Below are 21,944 nucleotides of genomic sequence, written 5' to 3'. Positions count from 1 at the left end.
AGTAGGTCGGTGCCTTTTTTTATACAGAAGCCTTTGCTATACAGCAGAGGCTTTTTTGTGTTTGTACCTTTTTATACCTTAGCTATTCTTACTTTAAGCTTCATTTAAATCCTAAATTTGTTCTATATTTGAGATGCTTTTATTTCAGCAACAATGTCACATATAACAATTATAGAATTAGCGGAACGTTTAGGTCTATCCAAGTCTACAGTATCACGGGCTTTCCGCGATGGTAATGATATCAATCCAAATACAAAAGCACGTATTTTAAAAATGGCTGATGAATTAGGCTTTTCACCAAATATGTATGCGAGCAATTTAAGAGCTAATAAAAGCAGTACCATCGCTATTATAATACCTGAATTTGGAAATAAATTTTTTAGTCAGGCGATTAAAGGAATTGAATTGGTTGCCCGTTCAAAAAATTACCATACTTTAATTTATGTAACAGACCACCGCGTGGATAAAGAAGCTTCTATTATACGATCGTTGATCAACGGACGAGTAGATGGAGTTATTATGTCTGCTTCTGGTGAAGGCCATGATCATAGCCATCTTCAGGTACTAAAAGATAATAATATACCGGTTGTTTTCTTTGATAGAACTTATGATGATGTGAATACCAGCTATGTAACTGGAAACGATTTTGAAGCAAGTTTTGCTGCTACAGAGCATTTAATAGAGAACGACTGTAGACGAATTGCTTATTTAGTAATTAATCAAAATGTTTCTATTGGTAAGGTACGTATGGCGGGTTATCAGGCTGCTTTGGAAAAATATAAAATTCCTTTTGATGCTAATTTGGTGCTTGATACCGTGAATGAATCAGAAGGTAATATGGAAGACATTAAGAATTTGTATAAAATACAGAAACCTGATGGTTTATTTGCTTCCGTTGAACGTTTGGCTATTTCGGCAATGCGTGTTGCCAAAGATCAAGGAATTAATATTCCTTCTGAATTAAAGTTGATCTGCTTTTCATGTTTAGATATTGCAGATCTTCTAGAACCTGGATTAAGTGTTGTTAAACAACCCGCTTATGAAATGGGAAAAACTGCTACAGAATATCTGTGTCAACTGATTGCTAAACCGATTAGCTTCTCTAATCAAGAAGTAACTTATCTGGAATCTTCTCTAATTTTTCAGAAATCTAGTAAAAAAAATCATTAAAAAGTTTGGATTTAAACCTTTAGCTTTTTATCTTAGATAAATATTGGGAACGTTCCCAGTATAGGAATACCAATTGTAAAGGGATTTTAGCTTTGAATTTATAGTATATTTTTAGCGTACAAGATGCTTTAATGCATTATTATGGGAACGTTCCCATAAATTATATTGCCAATTGTAAGGAGTTATGAGACATTATTTTATCTGTATATTTTTTAGTATATCGGTTATTTTTTTTAGTTGTAAAAAAAGTAATCCTGCCACTATAGCGATAGAAAGTGAAGTGTCTCCTAGTGATATTGGTTTAGTCACAACGAATAAGCTGTTTAATTATTGGGATGAGTCCATTACATTTATGTTTGATGTAAATAAGGGGAATCGGGCACTGGTATCGGCAGATGGACCATTGTTTTTACATATTGGGCTAATTACTGCTATAAGTAAAGATGAAAATGATTGGAAAGAGGTTGCTACGGATTGGACACAAAATGATGATGCATTTAAGCTAAGCCTTCAATCTGATGGACGGTATAGCATCACGTTAAAACCGAGTGAAGTTTTTAAAGGAATTGCTGGAACTGACGTAATTAAAATTGCGTTAGTAGTACGCAATGGTTCAGGAACTAAAATTCAGAGGAATAAAGATGGGTCTGATATTTATGTAGATGTTGCTACAAAAGGGGAAGTTCATCTTTCATTTTTAAAACCTAGCACACAGCCTACTTATATTTTAACATCGGAAAAAGAAGCTTATTTATTGAATGAAGAGCTCGTTATCGAAGTTTTTTCTACGGTAGCGGGCAAACTTTCACTACGTATTGATGAAGTTGAACAGGAAACTGTAAGCAATTCATCGCAGCACACATTTAAATGTAAGTTTGGAACTGTGGGTGTACATCTTATTACTGCTCGTGTAGAAGTTAATGGAAAGATATACGAAAAGAAGCTACGGATATTCGTTAATGATAAGCCTGAAATTGCAGCACTTCCTATCGGCGTCAATAAGAACGGTGTAACGGTTGACAAGGAAAAGAAAACAGTGAGTTTCGCGTTAAGTGCTCCTGGAAAATCAACTATTTTTCTATTAGGTAGTTTTAATAATTTTCAGGCAGAATCAAAGTATGTCTTGAAACAGGCGCCTGATGGAATTACATGGTGGTTAACAGTAGCAGATTTGGATTTTTCAAAAAAGTATACCTATCAATTTCTAATTGATGGTCAGTTAAGAATAGGGGATCCTTATAGCAAGTTAGTATTGGACCCAATCTATGATAGCAATTTAGGAAGTTCGGTTGCGGAGTTGCCAGCATATCCGATACAGCAGACTACAGGTCAGGTGAGTGTATTGGAATTGAATGGTACGGACTATCCTTGGAAAGTTCAAAACTTTAACAAACCAAATGCTTATGATTTAGTGATTTATGAATTGCTTACACGTGATTTTTCAAAACAGCATAATTTTAATGCGATCCGCGATTCCATTCCATATTTAAAGCGTCTAGGTATTAATGCCGTCGAACTGATGCCTGTTCAGGAAAGTGAAGCCAATTCTACTTGGGGTTACAATCCTTCTTATCATTTAGCCGTGGATAAATATTATGGTCGTCCAAATGATTTAAAGAGTCTCATCGATAATCTTCACCAGGCAGGAATTGCGGTCATCTTAGACGTGGTACTTAATCATGCATTCGGACAATCACCTCTTGCTCAATTGTATTTTGAAGGACAAACCACGAGCTCTAACAATGTTTGGTTTAATATGATGCCAAGACATCCTTTTAATGTCGGATATGACTTTAATCATGAAAGTCCTTATACACAAACTTTTGTGAAGGATGTTCTGAAGTATTGGATTACAGAATTTAAGATAGACGGCTTCCGTTTCGATTTATCAAAAGGATTTACACAGAAAAATACAGGTACTGCAGAAACTAACGTTGGGTCTTGGTCTGCTTATGATGCTAGCCGGGTTGCGATCTGGAAAAATTATCACGATTATCTTAAAATTCTTGATCCAAGTTGCTATGTCATTTTAGAACATTTCGGTTCTGATCAAGAGGAACAAGAATTAGCTGCTGAAGGAATGTTACTGTGGAATAATTTAAATGGGAATTTTAATGAAGCGACTATGGGCTATAATAGCGGATCTAAATCGGATTTGAGTAGATTATTTGCGGAATCACATGGTTTTAAGACAGCTAATATGGTGAGCTACATGGAGTCTCATGATGAAGAAAGAGTCCAATTCAAGAATGCTCAATATGGTTATACTGACGGTTCTTATTCTGTTAAGAATATTGCTACTGCTTTAGATAGGATTCAAGCAGCAGCAACGTTTTTGTTAACTAGTCCTGGTCCAAAAATGATCTGGCAATTTGGTGAATTCGGTTACGATATCTCGATAGAAGAAAATGGTCGAACAGGGGAAAAACCATTGAAATGGGATTATTTGTCCAACATTTCTCGTAAGCGTTTATTTGAGCATTATGCAAAATTGATCAGGTTGAAAAAATTAAATTCAATTTTTAGAAAAGCAACATTATTATCGTCCTCACTGCAGGATGGATTGAAATACTATACCATGTCTGATGGAAATCAAACTGTATTTGTTATCGGAAATTTTGACACTGTAACGAGAGCGTTTCACATTACATCAGATTTAGCGGGGAGCTGGTATGATAATATGACTCGATCGAATCTAAATTGGGATCAAAATAGTGAGATTACAATTAAGCCTGGTGAATATTACCTTTTAAGTAAAACTAAATTAATAAACTAAACATATAAAATCAATTACATTATGAGCAAATTAACATTACGTGCTGTAATGACCTTTGGTCTTTTGATGATGCTTTGGATGAATGCTTTTTCACAAAATTCTTCACTTTCTGGTAAAGTGGTGGATGATAAGGGAGAAATTGTGATCGGAGCTACTATTGTAATCAAAGGAAGTCCAATTTCAACAGCAACAAATCAAAATGGGGAGTACACAATTAATCAAGTGCCACTAGGAAAGACGACGGTTACGGTCAATATGATCGGTTACAGTTCTATGGATTTACCGATCCAAATTGTCTCCGGTGCAAATGTGTTGAATTTCAACTTGAATTCAAGTACCAACGATTTAGAAGAAGTAGTTGTGATCGGTTACGGTGTGGCCAAGAAAAAGCAAATTACAGGTTCTATATCAAGTGTCGGTCCAAAAGAATTTAATACTGGGGTAGTGAGTTCGCCTGATCAGTTATTGGCAGGTAAAGTTGCAGGTTTGACGGTGAATAGATCAGGTGGTGACCCTACTGCAGGATCCACTATCCAATTGCGCGGACCATCGTCATTGACTGCTAGTTCTTCACCATTATATGTGATTGATGGGGTAGTCGGTGCAAACATTGAATTGGTAGCACCAGATGATATCGTATCGATGGATGTTATGAAAGATGCTTCGTCCACTGCAATTTATGGGTCACGTGCTGCAAATGGAGTTATTTTCGTGACGACAAAACGCGGTAAAGCAGGTAAGCCTGTCTTATCTTATAGTGGTTATGCTGCTATTGAAAGAGTTGCAAATCGTGTCAATGTGTTAAGTGCAGCTGAGCACAAGCAATTTGTTGCAGACAATGGTTTGACTGTAGCTGCCTCTGAGACTGGTTTTGATACTGATTGGCAAGATGAAATAACTCGGACTGGGGTTTCTCATAATCACAATCTCTCGCTAACAGGTGGTTCTGAAGGAACTCGCTATAATGCTTCTGTAAATTACTTTAATAACCAAGGTATTGTGAAAAGAAGTGATTTAGAAAGGGTCGTAGCGCGGGTTGGAATTGATCAAAATGCTTTTGATGATCGCTTGAAATTAGCGCTTAATGTTGCGAATAGTATGAACAAATCCAATCATGTAGACTACGGGATTTTTAATGGGGCAGCTCGTTATCTGCCTACTTCACCGGTTCGTTCTGATGATGTTGCTTATGCACCATATAATGGTTATTTCCAAGTACCTGGAAGAACAAACTATTTCAATCCTGTAGCCATGTTAAATCAACGCGATGAAGAGCGAAGTAACAATACTTTGCTAGCTAGTTTAAAAGCGGATCTGACGATCTTCAAGGGATTGACCTGGACTAACGTGATATCGTATCAGCAAAATCAATTTGATAAAAAATACTATATGCATCGTACAGACTTTGATTCGAAAGCATTGGGAAGAGGATTTGCTGAACGTTCAAACTTGAAAAATATAGATAAGATTTTTGAGTCTTATGTCAATTATAATCTCACTAAGAATCTTCATTCTTTTGATGCAATGGCTGGTTATTCGTATCAGAAAACTAAAAATAATGATGGTGTTGTTGCTTCTTCTGTCGGTTTTATGTCTGACGATCTAGGAGGCAATAACCTTAATTTAGGAACCTTGCCAGATGGTTATAATCCTTATAGTACATATCCTTATATTTTAGAATCTTTATTGATTTCGGTTTATGGTCGTGTGGGATATAATTATGATGAAAAATATTTGTTAAGTGCATCTGTACGTCGTGACGGTTCATCAAAATTTGGAAAAAATAATAGATGGGCAACATTTCCTTCAATTTCCGGAGCTTGGAGAATAAGTAGGGAAAGTTTCATGCAAGACCAAGATATATTTAGTGAATTAAAGTTACGTATGGGGTATGGTGTTTCAGGAAATCAAAATATAGATCCATATCGACAGATCATTATTTTCGGTCCTCAAAATGGTCAATTTCTATATAATGGTAATTGGATGAATGCATATGGCGTTAACCAAAATGAAAACCCTGATTTAAAATGGGAAAATACATCCATGTTCAATGCTGGATTGGATTTTGAATTATGGAGAGGTCGTTTTGGAGGTACCATTGAATATTATAATAAAGAAACTAAGGATTTATTGTATGAGTACGACGTTCCTTCGCCACCTTATCAGTTCAATCGTTTATTAGCTAATGGAGCAAGCATGAGTAATAAAGGTGTTGAGATCACTTTAAATGCCGTCGTTTATCGCAATAGTGATTTTTCATATAATACAACTGTCAACTTCGCCCGTAATATCAATAAGGTTGGTTCATTATCTTCTAATATCGAAAATATTGGCGTATCGCAACGTTATGAAGGAAGTATTGGTCTTGACGGCTGGACCGGTCAAACGGCAGCAATTGTTTTACCAGGTCATGCATTAGGAACATTCTATGTTGCTAATTATATGGGCTACGATGAAGTTGCGAAGAAAACGATTTATCAAAAACCAACAGGTGAACTTGTCACACAGGATCAGATTTCGGCACCAGATGATTATATGGTCATGGGGCAGGCGCTTCCTAAATTTACTTATGGATGGAATAATAGTTTTCAATATAAAAACTGGGACTTAAACTTCTTCTTACGTGGTATGTATGGCAATCAAATTTTTAATGCTACCCGTGCCGATTTAAGCCGTCTTCAACAAGCAAATGTGACGAATATTTCTAAAGATGCAGTTGAAGAAGGCATCTTTGAAACGCCACTAATTTCTTCTAGCAGATTTATTGAAGATGGTTCATTTTTAAGACTAGATAATGCAACATTGGGTTATACATTTAGTACCAAAGAATCTAAATATTTAAAAAATGCTCGGTTGTATGTATCTGGACAAAATTTATTTACGATAACCAAATATTCGGGTGTAGACCCAGAGGTAAGTTTAGGTGGTTTGGCACCTGGTGTTGATAATAGAAATTATTATCCGAAAACAAGATCTTTCTTGTTAGGTGTGAAATTAACTTTTTAACCCTTATTCACAATTAGTTATGAAAAAGAGATTCAGTAAAATTCATTTATTCTTATTTGCCGGGTTACTGGTTGCAGGACAGTCTTGTACCAAATTTGACGATAAGATGTATTCAGCATATACAGAAGATACATTTCCCAAGACTCCAGAACAATTTATCGCCTTAACAGGGCCTGTATATACCAGTGCAAGAGGTTATTTTGATAATTATTTTAGTCTGCAAACAGCGGGATCTGATGAAGTTATTATCCCAACAAGAGGAGGAGATTGGTTTGATGGTGGAAAATGGCGGGACATGCATTACCATACCTGGTCAGCGTCACATGAAGTTGTTCAAAATAATTGGGATTGGGGTTTCAATGCAATAGGTACTTGTAACCGTGTGCTTAGTATTTTAGAACAAGCTCCAGAATCAACTACAAAAGCACAGACAATTTCTGAAATAAAAGCCATGCGCGCTTGGTATTATTTTATGATGATGGATGCTTACGGAAACATTCCGCTAGTTACCAGCTTTGATACAGGAACAGAATTACCGGCAACTACAGCTCGGGCAGAAGTCTATAAATTCATTGTAAAAGATTTAGAAGATAATCTAGCAAATTTAAGTGAAGAAAAAACAGAAGCTACTTATGGTCGACCAACAAAATGGTTTGCACATACCTTATTAGCAAAACTGTACTTAAATGCACAGGTTTATAGTGGCACTGCAAATTGGAATAAGGTGGTTGAACATAGCAATGCTGTAATTAATTCGGGAAAATATGCGCTAGAAAATGATTTTTTGACGCAATTTAAACCTGATAATGGCGCTTCAAATCCTGAACCAATATTTTCAATTCCTTATGATGCTTCCCGTGCTACAGGGAATACTTTATTCAACCGTGTACTACATTATGCACATCGTCAAACCTTTGAATTGAGCATTAATCCGTGGAATGGATGGAGTGCACAACCGGCCTATTTTGACTTGTTTGAAAATGCAGATAATCGTAAAAAACAATGGTTATATGGTCAACAGTATAATTCTACGGGTCAACCTCTGAATTATAACGGACTTAATGTCGTCTTAGATCCATATAATTATAAATTAATACCTGGATCTGATTTTGACATTGGAGGAGCGGATGATGGAGGACGTTTAGCAGGTGCACGTTGTATTAAATACTATCCGGATAAGAACCAGATTAGTAATAATGCCGGCAATGATGTGGTTGTATTCCGCCTAGCAGACGTGTTGCTGATGAAAGCCGAAGCTGTTTTAAGAGGAGCTACAGCAGCAAGTGTTTCCCAAGCTGTTGATGCAGCTAATCAGGTCCGTAAACGTGCATTTCCAGTTAATACGGAGAAACATTTTACGGCTAGCACATTAACTTTGGACGCTATTTATAAAGAACGTGCCTTAGAATTTACGTTTGAATTGACCAGAAGAACAGATATGATTCGTTTTGGTAGATGGGAAGATGCTCAGTTATTTAAACCAGCAAATGCTGGAGAAACTTACAAACGTCTATTTCCTATTCCCGCAAGAGCAAGAGCTAATAATAATAAATTGGATCAAAATCCTGGTTATTAATCTTTAAATGAATAGAAATTATGAAAATGTCTAATATATTTCGATTACTATTAGTTTTATTTGTTGGTATTACTTCCCTTTTGTTCTCTTGTAAGAAAGTGGAGCACGGTACGGACGTTCCAATATTGTCGATTAACGAAAGTACAGTTTCGACCATTCAAGTCGGGAAAAAATTAAAAGTTAGTTTTATTGCTAATCAGGTTACTGATTTTACATTCTCTATTGTACCCGTAAGTGCAGGCGAAGCTTTGATCACAGAAAATATTACTGTTGATCCCAATACATTTATTTTATCAAAAGAATTTGATATTCCTAATCAAGCATCATGGATAGGAGAGGCTTTACTCAAAATCAGTTATAATTCTTCAGGACAGATTATTGAAAAAACAAGATCAATTACTTTCACAGAGAGTAATCCACAAATGTTTCTTGTTGGAGGCTCAGTTGCCGCTGGTTGGGAACCAACTTTAGCGCTTCCGATGAGTTTGTACGATAAAGAAAGTAAAACTAAGTTTGAGATTTATGAGTACGTTACCGTAGATGGTTCTGGATTTAAATTTTTACCGACTAATGTTGACTGGACAGATGCTTTTGGTAAAGGAGCAACAGACGGAACATTATTACAAAGCGGTGATGCTGGAAATATTACTGTTTCTTCGAATGATTTTTATAGAATTCGGATGGATGCTGAAGCTAAAACCTATGAAGTGTCAAAATCAACCTGGGGCGTTATCGGTAGTGCAACTCCTAAAGGTTGGGATAGTGATACAGATTTAACTTTTGTAGGTAGCAAGGGAGTATATACCTGGAAAGTTACAGTAAACCTGGTTGCGGGTGAATTAAAATTCCGAATGGACGATGATTGGGCTGTGAATATCGGAGGCGACTTATCCGCTCTACAACAAGATGGTGCCAATATAGCAATTGCTACTGCTGGTAAATACGATATTGAACTGTCACGAACAGCTTCAGGTTATTCTGCAAAAATTTCTAAAAACTAATTTAATAGGGAGCATGATGCTCCCTATTTCTTCAAACTTTTTTTGAACGATGATACGTTTATTGTTAAGTGGTGTTTTTATGCTACTTCAGCTTTCTTATGCCTTCTCTCAAGGTAAATTTTCTATACAAAGAGTCGAACCTTTGCATTGGTGGGTTGGTATGAAATCTTCTGATTTGCAGTTGATTATTTATGGAAAAGGCATTGGGCAGAGTACGGTTAAAATCAAGAAGCAAGGCTTAACCTTAGTCAAAACTAATCCGGTTGAAAATTCCGATTATTTATTTCTAGATCTATCGGTTGACTCCGACGCAACTGCTGGCTTTTATCCAATTGAATTTTATGAAAATAATAAGCTATTAGGAAGCTATAAATATGAATTAAAAAATAGAGAAACATCTTCTGTGAAAGCTCAGGGTGTCCATTCCGACGATTTGATCTACTTAATCATGCCAGATCGCTTTGCCAATGGAAACACAAAGAATGATCAAATAAAGGGTTTACGGGAGATTCAGGTAAACCGTGATTCCATGTATGCTCGTCATGGTGGTGATATAGATGGTGTTATTCAACACCTAGATTATCTAGCTGATCTAGGAGTTACTTCTGTGTGGTTAACACCAGTACTGACCAATGATATGCCCCAGGCTTCCTATCATGGTTATGCAAATACAGAAAACTATCATATTGATCCACGATTGGGAACCAATGAAACCTACCGTAAACTTGGGGAGGAACTACACAAACGAAATATGAAATTGGTGCATGATGTCGTTCCGAATCACGTAGGATTGTATCATTGGACCGTAATTGACAAGCCTTTTAAAGACTGGTTGCATGAATGGCCAAGTTTTACACAAACCACTTATAAAGATCAGACTATTTTCGATCCTTATGCTTCCGTTGCAGATCGCGAGCGAATGGAAAAAGGATGGTTTGTAGAGACGATGCCCGACATGAATCAAGAAAATGAATATGTTCAGAAGTATATTCTACAGAGTCATATTTGGTGGATTGAGTATGCAGGTATTGATGGTTTTCGTATAGATACCTATCCATACAACGATTTGGATTTTATGGCTAAATGGACAGCGGCAATTCAAAAAGAATATCCTCAGTTTTCATTCTTTGGTGAAACATGGGTACAGTCTGTACCGAATCAAGCTTATTTCTTAGGAGGAAAACGTGTTGGCCAGTCGATCGATACGAAGCTTGATGGTGTCACTGATTTTCAATTAAATTATGCTATCGCAGATGCATTGAATAATGAAAAAGATGGTGCAAATAGATTGTATGCAACTTTAGGATCGGATTATCAATATCCTAATCCATTAGCGAATGTAATATTTTTAGATAATCATGACAAGGACCGTTTTTTCTCTGTGGTTGGAGAGGACATAGAGAAATATAAAGCGGCATTCTCTTGGTTGCTGACATCTCGTGGTATACCACAGATGTATTATGGTGCAGAGGTATTGATGAAGAATTTTAATAGACCTGATGGCTTACTACGTGAAGATTTTAAAGGTGGATTTGCGGGTGATACTGTTAATAAATTTAATGCTTCAGGCCGATCTGATGCAGAAAATGAACTGTTCGATCATATTAAAAAATTAGCGAATTATCGTAAGAATAATACGGTGCTACAATATGGAACAACACAGCATTATGTACCGGAACATAATGTGTATGCATATTTCAGATCTCACGAAAACCAAGTGGTATCTGTTTTTATGAACTGTAATGACAAGGAGGTTAAATTACCCTTAGTACGATTTAAGGAGAGTATGAAAAAAGCAACGCGAATGAAAAATATTTTAACAGATATTGATCAAGAAATACCATTGGAAATTACATTAAAACCTCATCAAACAGTGGTGTTTGAATTAAAAAAATAAAAAATGAAAAGTGCATTGGACCTTTTGAAGGAAATTAAGGGAGTAATTTTTGATCTCGACGGTGTTTTGGTGGATACTGCGGTATTTCATTTTCAAGCTTGGAAAAGACTTGCTCAGGAATTGGGATCTGATTTTACAGAGATTGAAAATGAACAATTAAAAGGTGTAAGTAGAATTGCTTCACTAGAGAAAATTTTAAACTGGGCTGGAGTTGATGCTTCTGAAAGTGAAAAAATAGAAATGGCAGAACGGAAAAATCGCTGGTATTTAGATTTAGTTGAGCAAATGAAAGCAGATGAAATTCTACCTGGATCGCTTGAACTGTTGCATTGGTTAAAGAAAAATGGATATCAGGTTGCATTAGGGTCTGCGAGTAAAAATGCACCGCTTATCCTCGAGAAAACGGGTATGATTTCTTTTTTTGATGTCCTTGTTGATGGTAATAGTGTGAGTCTTTCTAAACCTAATCCAGAGGTTTTTTTAAAAGCTGCCCGTGATCTTAAGTTACTTCCGGAAGTATGTCTGGTGTTTGAAGATGCGCAGGCTGGGGTAGATGCTGCAAGGGCTGCAGGAATGAGCGTGATTGGTATCGGTTCAAACTTGAATGGAACCGATTTGTCAATCAGCAGTTTGGAAGAAGTTTTAAATTAATTAGTTGATTTTGCAATGAAAAATTACATCGTCCACGATGAGTGGAATATCATAGAAGAAGGGTTTCAGCCCGCATATAATGAAGTCTCTGAAAGTATATTTTCTATTGGAAATGGAAGAATGGGACAACGAGCAAATTTTGAAGAAGACTATAGCGGTAAATCACTGCCTGGATCATATTTGGCTGGAGTTTATTATCCTGATAAAACCCGCGTAGGTTGGTGGAAAAATGGTTATCCCGAATATTTTGCAAAAGTGATTAACGCCATCAATTGGATTGGTCTTCATATCGAAGTGAATGGTGAGGTTTTGGATCTTGCAAAATGTGATGTACACAGTTTTCAACGAAAACTGGATATGAAGCATGGATTATTAATTCGATCTTTCGATGCTAGACTTCAAAATGGAGTGGAGATTCGTGTAAAGAGCACGCGGATGTTTCATCTTTTTCAGTCTGAAACAGCGTCTTTAAAATATACGATTCAAGTTCTGAATCAAAAAGCTTCTTTACAGGTGGAGTCTTATTTGGAAGGAGATGTTGTGAATAGAGACAGTAACTATGATGAACATTTTTGGAATTTTATTTCAAGTGGTACATCAGATTCACAGTTAAATATGACTATGAAAACGAAAAAAACAGATTTCATAGTCCGTGCTGATTTGGTTAATAACTTTACTTTAAATAATAAAGCTCTGGAATCTAGACCTTCAAAAGAAGGTACATATGTTTCTGAAAGTGTAGCAATATCTGTAGAGCCAGGTGATATTTTCTCTGTAGAAAAACGTGTTTCGATGGTTACTTCTCAAAATTATAGTGAAACTGAATTAGTTGTGACGGGAAAAGCAAATATCGAAAAAATTTCTGCCATAACATTTGATGAATTACAACATAATCAAGCGTTGGCCTGGGGAAATTTCTGGAATGAAAGTGATATTGAGATCACTGCAGATGTTGCCGCACAGCAAGCTATTCGTTTTAATATATTCCAATTATACCAAACTTATACTGGCGAAGATTCCAGACTTAATATTGGTCCAAAAGGATTTACGGGAGAAAAGTATGGTGGTGTGACCTATTGGGATACAGAGGCTTATTGTGTTCCTTTTTACCTTGCTACGCAACCCTCGGCTATTGCCCGCAATTTATTGCTGTATCGCTATCAGCATCTGGATAAGGCGATTGAGAATGCCGCAAAACTTGGTTTTTCAAAGGGAGCGGCTTTATATCCTATGGTTACAATGAATGGAGAAGAGTGTCATAACGAATGGGAGATTACTTTTGAAGAGATCCACCGTAATGGCGCAATTGCGTTTGCCATCTATAATTATCAGCGCTATACCGGTGATTGGTCATATGTCGAAAATTATGGGCTTGAAGTATTGATCGCTATCAGTCGTTTCTGGGCACAACGTGTCAACTGGAGTGCGGAGAAGGATAAATATGTTATACTGGGAGTTACTGGTCCTAATGAATATGAAAACAATGTCAATAATAACTGGTATACCAATACTATTGCTAGCTGGTGTTTAAAGTATACGCTGGAATCCATACAAACGTTAAAAGATAGTGATCATATCAAACTAAACGTCTTATTTGAAAAAGTTGCTTTTAAGCAAGAAGAAGCCGTTGCATGGCAGCATATCATGGATCATTTATATTATCCGATCGATACTGAAAGCGGGATATTTTTACAACAGGACGGTTATTTGGATAAAGAGCAAGTCTTAGTTGCTGATTTGCCAGATAAAGAGCGACCGATCAATCAAAAATGGAGCTGGGACCGTATTTTGAGATCATGTTTTATAAAACAAGCAGATGTACTTCAGGGCTTATATTTTTTCGAAGATCAATATGATTTAGATACGATAAGAAAGAATTATGATTTTTATGAGCCGCGAACTGTTCATGAAAGTTCACTGTCACCCTGTGTTCATGCTATTTTAGCTTCAAAATTGGGTAATGAGGCTAAGGCATATGAATTTTACCTTAGAACTGCCAGGTTAGATCTGGATGATTATAACAATGATACTGAAGATGGATTACACATCACATCGATGGCTGGAACCTGGATGTCTATTGTCGAAGGTTTTGCGGGTATGCGCGTGAAAAACAATACCTTAAGTTTTCAAACCTTCATTCCTAAAACTTGGGATAGTTATGCTTTTCATGTGCAGTTTAGGGGAGTTAAATTATTTGTGAAAATAAAACAGCATGATTTTGAACTGATCAATAAGTCTAATCAAGAAATTAATATTATTTTTAACGGAGAGGCAATCTCTGTTAAGCCAACTGCATAACCAGCTAAGCAATAAAATTATGATTTCAAAACTGCATAAACCAAAACTGTCAACTGTTCAGATTATCAATATGAGCATAGGCTTTTTGGGTATCCAAACAGGGTTTGCTCTTCAAAATGGTAATGCCTCGCGCATTCTCCAGACATTTGGAGCTGATGTTGAGCATTTATCACTTTTTTGGTTGGCAGCTCCGATCACCGGAATGATCGTTCAGCCTATAATAGGCTATTATAGTGATCGGACATGGAATAATATTGGACGTCGCAAACCTTATTTTTTGATCGGTGCTATTTTAACTGCAATCGCACTGATATTAATGCCTAATGCTGCATTGTTTACGGCTATTTTACCTCCTTTATTAGTAGGGGCGGGAATGTTGACCATTATGGATGCATCAATTAATGTTACGATGGAACCATTTAGGGCGTTGGTTGCAGATAATTTACCGAGTTCACAACGGAGTTTAGGATTTTCTGTTCAAACCTTTATTATCGGATTTGGGGCAGTAATAGGATCTTGGTTACCGTATGTGTTAACTCATTATTTTGGAGTGGAAGGAACAGCTGCAGAAGGGGTAATTCCTCTCAATGTAATATATTCCTTTTATTGTGGGGCAGGTATATTGCTGTTATCCATTTTATGGACAGTTTTATCGACAAAGGAGTATAATCCAACGGAATTAGCTTCTTTTGAAGATACATCTCAAGAAGTTGAAGTTGAGCATCGTTCTGGTTTATTTGCTATTGCTGCAGATTTTAGATCCATGCCAAAGACGATGAAACAATTGGGTGTCGTACAGTTTTTTTCATGGTTCGCACTTTTTATGATGTGGGTGTATACTACTCCCGCAATTGCAGAACATATCTTTTATTTAAAGGGGGGGGATAAATCGAAGCTTTACATGGATGCAGCTAATTGGGTAGGAGTGCTTTTTGGTATTTATAATGCCGTTTCGGCAATCTATGCTTTGTTTTTAGCTAAGATAGCAACTAAATTTGGGCGCAAGCAGACACATGCTTTTTCACTTGCTATGGGAGGTCTAGGATTGATGTCGGTTTTTATAATTAAAGATCCCAATCTCTTAATTATTCCTATGATTGGTGTAGGACTGGCTTGGGGAAGTATATTAGCAATGCCATATGCTATTTTGAGTGACAGTTTGCCTGCAAAAAAAATGGGGGTTTATATGGGTATTTTTAATTTCTTCATTACATTTCCTCAGATTGTCTGTGGTTTTTTTGGAGGTTATATGATCAAGATTTTCTTCGATAGCAATTCTGTTTATGGCCTTTTATTAGCGGGTGTTTTTATGTTGCTTGGTGCGGTATCTGTGTTGCGCATTAAAGATAAGATTTAAGATAAATTACAGTTAAATAAAGGAGCTTCTCATCGAGAAGCTCCTTTTGTTTGTTCAAAGTGAAAGATATTTTTTAATTTAGAGATTATCTGTTTAAAATTTGTTTTTATGTATAGCGTTCAAATTACTTCCATTCTATTTTTTCTTTCCGTTATCTTTTCATCTTCATTACACGCACAAACCCAAGAGCAGGCTTTAGATGATGGGGTAATTCGTATACTGGCTATTGGTAATAGTTTTTCAGAAGATGCTATTGAAAACAATTTATTTGAATTGGCAAATGCTCGGGGGAAAAAAATTGTGATCGGTAATTTATATATAGGAGGAGCACCCTTGGAGCTACATGTTAAAAATGCTTTGGGAGATAGCAGTGCCTATAGCTATCGAAAAGTAGATGAATCCGGAGCGAAGAGCGTACATGAGCATATGAAAATATCGGCTGCGCTTTTAGATGAACCATGGGATTATATCAGTTTTCAACAGGCAAGCCCTCTATCGGGAAAATATGACACTTATGCAAAGGATTTACCATTGCTATATACTTATGTAAAGGAGCATGTCAAGTATCCTGAAACTAAGTATATTCTACATCAAACATGGGCTTATCAACATGATAGTGATCATAGTGGATTTAGTTTATATGAACGCAATCAAGAGCAAATGTATAAAGCTATTGTATCGACATCTGAAAAGGTATATAAATGGGGGAATTTTTCAATTTTGATTCCTTGTGGAACTGCAATACAAAATGCTAGAACGACTTATATCGGAGACCATTTTACTCGGGATGGCTATCATCTTAATTTAAATTATGGTAGATTTATTGCAGCCTGTGTTTGGTATGAAGCCCTATTTAAGGAAGATGTTCGGAATAATGCGTTTGTACCGCTTTCAATAAGTTATGTTGAAAGTAAAATAGCAAAGCAAGCCGCTCATCATGCTGTTATACATCCATATAATATAACGCTTCTCACTGATTATACTTTTTGGACTTATTGATATCTTATCGATGAAACAGAAAAGGCAAAGATTTTCATTTAAACACATCTATTTGGTCATATTATTCGTGATTCTTGCATCCGATATTATTTACGCACAACGTTTTGAACATATTGTGGACTATCAGGTAAATTTTGCCAATGTTTCTTACAAAGGAAAACAGTATGTTGGTATTCGAAGTTTTCAGGACCAAGGTCAGAACTACGTGTTGTCAGTAGATCCAATAACATTGGAGACATACGTGTTGAATCGTAATGCTTGTAAAATTGTAGCCGTTACTTCCATTGAGAAGGTACCATATTTTGATTCATCTTTGTATATGAAGAGCTTTAAACATGTTCGAAGTAATGAACAGGTGCTTCAAGATGCTGGAATTGATTTTCCCTTTCCAAATGAGCGGGGCATTAATCTGACTATTGATTTATGCCCATCGCATAAACCATTAGATAAAATTGTTTTTGAGACTCTATTTGTTGCTTTTAAAGGTGTTGAAAATTCGCTTCCAGTTGCTATTTCTCTTTCTGGAAAATGGATTTTGAATCATGAAACGGACCTGCAATGGCTCATTAATTTACAAAATAAAGGGTTGTTAACGATAACATGGATCAATCATACTTATAATCATAAAGTGAATAAGGATCCTTTAAATCATAATTTTTTACTAGCCACAGGCACTGATGTAAATTATGAAGTAATAGCCAATGAGAAGTTGATGCTTTCTAAAGGAATAGTTCCGTCCGTCTTTTTTAGATTTCCAGGTCTTGTTTCGAGTAATAAAATTATTGAACAGGTATTAAGTTTTGGTTTGATACCAGTAGGATCAGATGCGTGGCTTGCGAAGGGACAGCATGCAAAAGACGGCAGTATCGTTTTAATTCATGCCAATGGAAATGAAGAGATAGGTGTACAAGATTTTATTCAATTATTGAAGAGTGAACAAAGTAATATCAAGAGTAAACACTGGATTTTACATGACCTGCATGAAGGTTTCCAGTATTAACATTTATTTTTAAAATAGATTAAGCAAATCATTCTTGTATTTAAAATAAGGTTATGAGTATTAAAAAGAGTTTTCTGATTGAATTAGAAAGAGAGACAAGTAATACAGGTCGTGTTTTGGATCGCATTACAGATGAACATCTGGATTGGCGTCCACACGAAAAATCGATGAGTTTAGGCGCATTGGCAGCACATGTTGTGGAATTGCATAATTGGGTTTCTAAAGCTATTCCGAAGGATGTCTTCGATTTTAAAACTGATTATCAACCTTTAAAAATTAATTCCGTTGACGAATTAAAAGATATTCTAATCAAAGGTTTAATTGCAAATAAGGAAACTATTGAACAATTGCCTGAAGAGGACTGGTTAAAAGAATGGGTGTTAAAAGCTGGTGACTGGGAAATGGCACGATTGCCCAAGGCTGGAGCCGTGCGCTATATCATTACCAATCACCTGATCCATCACAGAGGTCAGTTGACTGTTTACTTGAGATTATTGAATATTCCAGTACCAGGACTTTATGGTCCTTCTGCTGATGAATAGACTAATTTTAAACCGAAGCCAAAAGCTTCGGTTTTTTTTATGGTTTTACTTCTTAGCTTATCTACCAAATTAATTTTGAACGGATGAGAAGTTATATCAAATTTGCGTATAATAATACATTATTATGCTTGTTTTATCTATCCACATGTCTAATTGAAAAACCTAAATTAGTGGTTTTAATACCTATATTATTATAATATAAAACTCCAATTATTGTTAAGTGCCCTGTTGGCTTTACCTTAACACGTTTTTATTCATGATATGAAAAAGTACATTATAACCACATGTTTTTTAATCAGCACTGTTTTGCTATCGTTGGGGCAAGATAAAAGTGATTTTAAAGTCTTTAATGATAAGAAATTTACAACTCTGAAAAAAGGAGTAAGTGACAAAGAAATAAATGCCATATCTTCAGAGGTAATTCGAGCTGTTGCCAAACAGCTGAAAAGTAAGACATATCCTTTGCATGAGCGTATTCGAAAATATGAAAGCTACCAAGATCCCCATATTTTAGCCAATCGACTGAAAACAGGTGCATATTCGCAGTTTGAAAATCCGACGGGTATTTACTTTGATCAGAATGACGAAATAATTGCCTGGGTCGGAGATGTTAACGGTAATTCTATTTCTTTGGATATTGTGAACTGGGATGATAAAGATTTCAGTAAAGAGACTTACAAATTAAAACCTGGACTTAATATTCTTAAATCTCATTCAAAAGGTAATAGTTACATCAATTATTATACGAAAGAAGCAAAGCTTGCTAATAAAATTGAGGTACATATTCTTTCAGGGCACATCAATGGTGTTTTTCAAGTTGCTAACGATGATAATAAAAAATGGGACCAACTGTTAGCAAACGCTTACGGACCTATTTTAGATATCGTTGGAAAAAAAACACAGTTAGCTTATTCTGTCGCTTCTTTAAAAAAGTATGCTCCATCACAGGGGACACAACTTATTCAGTTGTATGATTCTATTATCACTATCCAACATGAATTAATGGGTCTTGTTAAGTATAATAAAGTTCCCCGTAATCATATGTTCGGTCGTGTAATATGGGATGGATTTATGCACGCAGATGAATTGGGGGCCGCATTTCACGATGAAACGATGCCCTGGGTGGCTCATATTCCAACCTTACAGAAGGATTGTTGGGGAGTTGCTCATGAGTTTGGACATGTTAATCAGGTACGGCCCAATATGACTTGGCCGGGTACAACGGAAACGACAAATAATATCTATTCCGTTTGGACACGTTATCTTTTTAATAGAAAGGATGTTAAATTAGAACGCGAAGCTTTAAAGGATTATGATGAACATAAAGTTGGGGGGCGTATCACGACTTATATGGAATCTGCATTTGTGCACAAACAACCTTGGATGACACAAGCAGGGCATGATCGTATGAAACGGGAGAATGACAGAGGGTTTGCCGGCGATCATTTTGGCACTTTAGTCCCGCTTTGGCAGTTACAACTTTACATGGCTGTTGTAGGAGAAGGTGAAAAGTGGGGTAATAAAGATTTTTACGCAGATATCTTTATGAAGGCAATTAATGATCCCATAATTGATGCAAAGGAGAACAGTTACTATCAGCTAAGCTTTATTAAAAATGCATGTGATGCTGCTAAATTGGATCTGACAGATTTCTTTGAACATTCTGGTATGTTGACAACAATGGATATGATGGTAGATGATTATACACCCGGACGTATGACGATTACTGAAATGGATGTTCGTGAGGTTAAATCTTATGCATCTCAATATAATAAACCGACCACTCCTGTTATGCATTACTTAACAGCGAATTCCATTGATATTTTTAAGGGAAAGCAACCTGTTCGTGGAACTAAAAATAGTGGGATCGAAAAACAGATAGGAAAGATTGTAATTGATAATACAAAGTGGGAAAATGCTGTAGCATTTGAAACGTACGCAGGTGAAAAATTGCTGAAAGTCGCATTTCGTGGTGCAGGTTCTGTTGATGATATTAAAACTACAGTGGTTCAGACACCCGAAGGCTATACCAGAGTGGTTGCAGTAGGATGGGATGGACAACGTATTGAAGTGATCTAAAATAAGGTATTTAAATTTTTTTGCCCAAGATCACGATCTCACCATGATCCAGATTTTTTAACATAACGTGTCACAGATATTTCTTTATAAAGTCGAGCAACATCTTAAAGGGCTTGCTGTGACTCTACTGGTATTTCAAGATTAACTTAACTAATATGAAGCTGATTTTTTTGATAATCAGCTGTCAATTTTTACTCATATATCTATGATGAATTTAGATAGACGTTTTTTTATAAAAAGCTTAGGCTTGCTTGGGGGTGCATCTTTCGTACAGAACGTAAATGCTAATGAATTAGAACTAGCAGAAACTGCTTTTAAATTTGCCGCACTTCCTTATCTCCAAAATCTAACAGAACAGCATATAACTATCTGTTGCGTTTTGAGTAGCCCAGGTATAGCCTGGGTTGACATACTAAAGGACGATGGTACATTGTCCCATAAAATCTATGAAGTAGTAGATGGTATACGTAACGCCCGTGCTGAAGTTTTTAAATTTAAGGTACCACATCAAGGAGCAGATTTTAAGTACCGTGTGGGGGCCAAAGGACCGGGTGGTCTTGAAATCAGTTCTGAAGTGATAAATACAAAGCTACCTATAGAGAACAAGTCAACCTGCGATGTTTTAATTTTAAATGATATTCATGAAGACAGAAGCAGTTACTCGTATTTATACAATAAGACTGCTCTGAATCATAAAGATTTGGTCATTATTAATGGTGATTCGTTTCATTATATTATGAAACAGAGCGATGTAACGGATAAAATGCTAGATCCTATAGCTAAAGCTTTTGCTTCGCAGGTTCCTTTTGTTATGGTGAAAGGAAATCACGATAATAGAGGATCATTTATACGTCATTTGAAAAATTATTATGATTTACCTAACAATAAGTTTTATCAGGCTTTTACCGTAGGCCCTGTTCTTTGGATTATTTTAGATGGGGGTGAGGATAAGGAAGATGAACATGAAGCTTTAAGAGGTGAATACGAATTTGATAATTACAGATTAGAGCAACGTGCTTGGTTAACGGGGGGCATGCAATCAAAAATGCGTAAAAAAGCTAAACATATCATTGTTGTCAATCATTTTCCATTTTTTCATTCCGATGAATATCACGGAACCGTACATAACAGGACAAGTTTTCATGATATTTTAGAAAAGTACAAAGTTGATGCAGTGATCGGTGGACACTCACATGAATTTGGTTTTTATCCCCCTGATGCCAATCATAATTATCATGTTATCATTGGAGGTGGGCCTGAAAAGGATAACCGTACGATGATTGAAGTAGCTGCTATAGATCAGAAATTAGTTGTTAATTTAAGACGAGAGAATGGTGAACTTGTCAACGCATTGCAAAAAGGTTAATAATGCATGCAACCGTTACGGTAATTAAAGTTTATTCCTTTTTGGTAAGGTAATAAAGGATTATTTTGTAAATTCAATGATATCCTTTTATACTGATGTAATGAATTTCTAGGGGTAGTTTATTTCAGGCTACTTCATAATTTATACACAAACATGATTATTCATTTCATGGATAATCTATCTTTTTAAACCGAAGCTAAAAAGCTTCGGTTTTTTTTATGTTCCT

Annotated in this window: 14 protein-coding genes; all 14 read left to right on the top strand. The window is 36.1% G+C overall.

Annotated elements, in window-relative coordinates; genetic code table 11:
• Positions 1-153: 153 nt before the first annotated feature.
• A complete protein-coding gene (locus ACFS6I_RS24435) occupies positions 154-1,170 on the top strand; it encodes a LacI family DNA-binding transcriptional regulator (RefSeq protein ID WP_021187795.1) in 1,017 nt (338 codons plus the stop codon).
• Positions 1,171-1,354: 184 nt separating this feature from the next.
• A complete protein-coding gene (locus tag ACFS6I_RS24430) occupies positions 1,355-3,946 on the top strand; it encodes an alpha-amylase family glycosyl hydrolase (RefSeq protein WP_380924454.1) in 2,592 nt (863 codons plus the stop codon).
• A gap of 21 nt (positions 3,947-3,967) precedes the next feature.
• On the top strand, positions 3,968-6,952 hold the full coding sequence (locus tag ACFS6I_RS24425; RefSeq protein WP_380924452.1) for a SusC/RagA family TonB-linked outer membrane protein: 2,985 nt from the start codon (positions 3,968-3,970) through the stop codon (positions 6,950-6,952).
• Between the two features lie 19 nt (positions 6,953-6,971).
• Positions 6,972-8,528, top strand: a complete 1,557-nt coding sequence (locus tag ACFS6I_RS24420; RefSeq protein WP_380924450.1) for a RagB/SusD family nutrient uptake outer membrane protein — start codon at positions 6,972-6,974, stop codon at positions 8,526-8,528.
• Between the two features lie 26 nt (positions 8,529-8,554).
• On the top strand, positions 8,555-9,529 hold the full coding sequence (locus tag ACFS6I_RS24415) for a SusF/SusE family outer membrane protein (protein WP_380924448.1): 975 nt from the start codon (positions 8,555-8,557) through the stop codon (positions 9,527-9,529).
• Between the two features lie 49 nt (positions 9,530-9,578).
• On the top strand, positions 9,579-11,426 hold the full coding sequence (locus ACFS6I_RS24410; protein WP_380924446.1) for a glycoside hydrolase family 13 protein: 1,848 nt from the start codon (positions 9,579-9,581) through the stop codon (positions 11,424-11,426).
• Positions 11,427-11,429: 3 nt separating this feature from the next.
• On the top strand, positions 11,430-12,077 hold the full coding sequence (gene pgmB, locus ACFS6I_RS24405; protein WP_380924444.1) for a beta-phosphoglucomutase: 648 nt from the start codon (positions 11,430-11,432) through the stop codon (positions 12,075-12,077).
• Between the two features lie 15 nt (positions 12,078-12,092).
• Positions 12,093-14,375: a family 65 glycosyl hydrolase domain-containing protein gene (locus ACFS6I_RS24400; protein ID WP_380924442.1), complete on the top strand. Its 2,283-nt coding sequence runs from the start codon at positions 12,093-12,095 to the stop codon at positions 14,373-14,375.
• A 19-nt stretch (positions 14,376-14,394) separates the two neighbouring features.
• The gene (locus tag ACFS6I_RS24395; RefSeq protein WP_380924440.1) at positions 14,395-15,732 is read left to right on the top strand and encodes an MFS transporter; all 1,338 of its coding nucleotides are present in this window, start codon (positions 14,395-14,397) and stop codon (positions 15,730-15,732) included.
• A gap of 108 nt (positions 15,733-15,840) precedes the next feature.
• The gene (locus ACFS6I_RS24390; RefSeq protein ID WP_380924438.1) at positions 15,841-16,731 is read left to right on the top strand and encodes a DUF4886 domain-containing protein; all 891 of its coding nucleotides are present in this window, start codon (positions 15,841-15,843) and stop codon (positions 16,729-16,731) included.
• A 52-nt stretch (positions 16,732-16,783) separates the two neighbouring features.
• Positions 16,784-17,731 (top strand): polysaccharide deacetylase family protein, encoded by a 948-nt coding sequence (locus ACFS6I_RS24385; RefSeq protein ID WP_380924436.1) that lies wholly within the window; start codon positions 16,784-16,786, stop codon positions 17,729-17,731.
• Between the two features lie 53 nt (positions 17,732-17,784).
• Positions 17,785-18,273, top strand: coding sequence for a DinB family protein (locus tag ACFS6I_RS24380; protein WP_380924434.1), 489 nt, complete (start codon positions 17,785-17,787; stop codon positions 18,271-18,273).
• Positions 18,274-18,534: 261 nt separating this feature from the next.
• Complete coding sequence (locus ACFS6I_RS24375; protein WP_380924432.1) at positions 18,535-20,352, top strand: M60 family metallopeptidase; 1,818 nt, start codon at positions 18,535-18,537, stop codon at positions 20,350-20,352.
• Positions 20,353-20,557: 205 nt separating this feature from the next.
• Positions 20,558-21,718 carry a metallophosphoesterase family protein gene (locus tag ACFS6I_RS24370; RefSeq protein WP_380924430.1) on the top strand — a complete coding sequence of 387 codons (1,161 nt, stop codon included), beginning with the start codon at positions 20,558-20,560 and terminating at the stop codon, positions 21,716-21,718.
• Positions 21,719-21,944: the final 226 nt, after the last annotated feature.

It is taken from the genome of Sphingobacterium anhuiense (assembly GCF_042686355.1).
Classification (GTDB): Bacteria; Bacteroidota; Bacteroidia; order Sphingobacteriales; family Sphingobacteriaceae; genus Sphingobacterium; species Sphingobacterium anhuiense.
The sequence above is the reverse complement of the archived record's forward strand: the minus strand, read 5'-3'. Positions and strand labels throughout refer to the sequence as shown.

Excerpts from the sequence above, each read along its gene's own strand:
- ACFS6I_RS24435 (WP_021187795.1), top strand. The coding sequence starts at position 154 with ATGTCACATATAACAATTATAGAATTAGCGGAACGTTTAGGTCTATCC.
- ACFS6I_RS24430 (WP_380924454.1), top strand. The coding sequence starts at position 1,355 with ATGAGACATTATTTTATCTGTATATTTTTTAGTATATCGGTTATTTTT.
- ACFS6I_RS24375 (WP_380924432.1), top strand. The coding sequence starts at position 18,535 with ATGAAAAAGTACATTATAACCACATGTTTTTTAATCAGCACTGTTTTG.
- ACFS6I_RS24425 (WP_380924452.1), top strand. The coding sequence starts at position 3,968 with ATGAGCAAATTAACATTACGTGCTGTAATGACCTTTGGTCTTTTGATG.
- ACFS6I_RS24415 (WP_380924448.1), top strand. The coding sequence starts at position 8,555 with ATGTCTAATATATTTCGATTACTATTAGTTTTATTTGTTGGTATTACT.
- ACFS6I_RS24420 (WP_380924450.1), top strand. The coding sequence starts at position 6,972 with ATGAAAAAGAGATTCAGTAAAATTCATTTATTCTTATTTGCCGGGTTA.
- ACFS6I_RS24370 (WP_380924430.1), top strand. The coding sequence starts at position 20,558 with ATGATGAATTTAGATAGACGTTTTTTTATAAAAAGCTTAGGCTTGCTT.
- ACFS6I_RS24410 (WP_380924446.1), top strand. The coding sequence starts at position 9,579 with ATGATACGTTTATTGTTAAGTGGTGTTTTTATGCTACTTCAGCTTTCT.
- ACFS6I_RS24395 (WP_380924440.1), top strand. The coding sequence starts at position 14,395 with ATGATTTCAAAACTGCATAAACCAAAACTGTCAACTGTTCAGATTATC.
- ACFS6I_RS24390 (WP_380924438.1), top strand. The coding sequence starts at position 15,841 with ATGTATAGCGTTCAAATTACTTCCATTCTATTTTTTCTTTCCGTTATC.
- ACFS6I_RS24380 (WP_380924434.1), top strand. The coding sequence starts at position 17,785 with ATGAGTATTAAAAAGAGTTTTCTGATTGAATTAGAAAGAGAGACAAGT.
- ACFS6I_RS24400 (WP_380924442.1), top strand. The coding sequence starts at position 12,093 with ATGAAAAATTACATCGTCCACGATGAGTGGAATATCATAGAAGAAGGG.
- pgmB (WP_380924444.1), top strand. The coding sequence starts at position 11,430 with ATGAAAAGTGCATTGGACCTTTTGAAGGAAATTAAGGGAGTAATTTTT.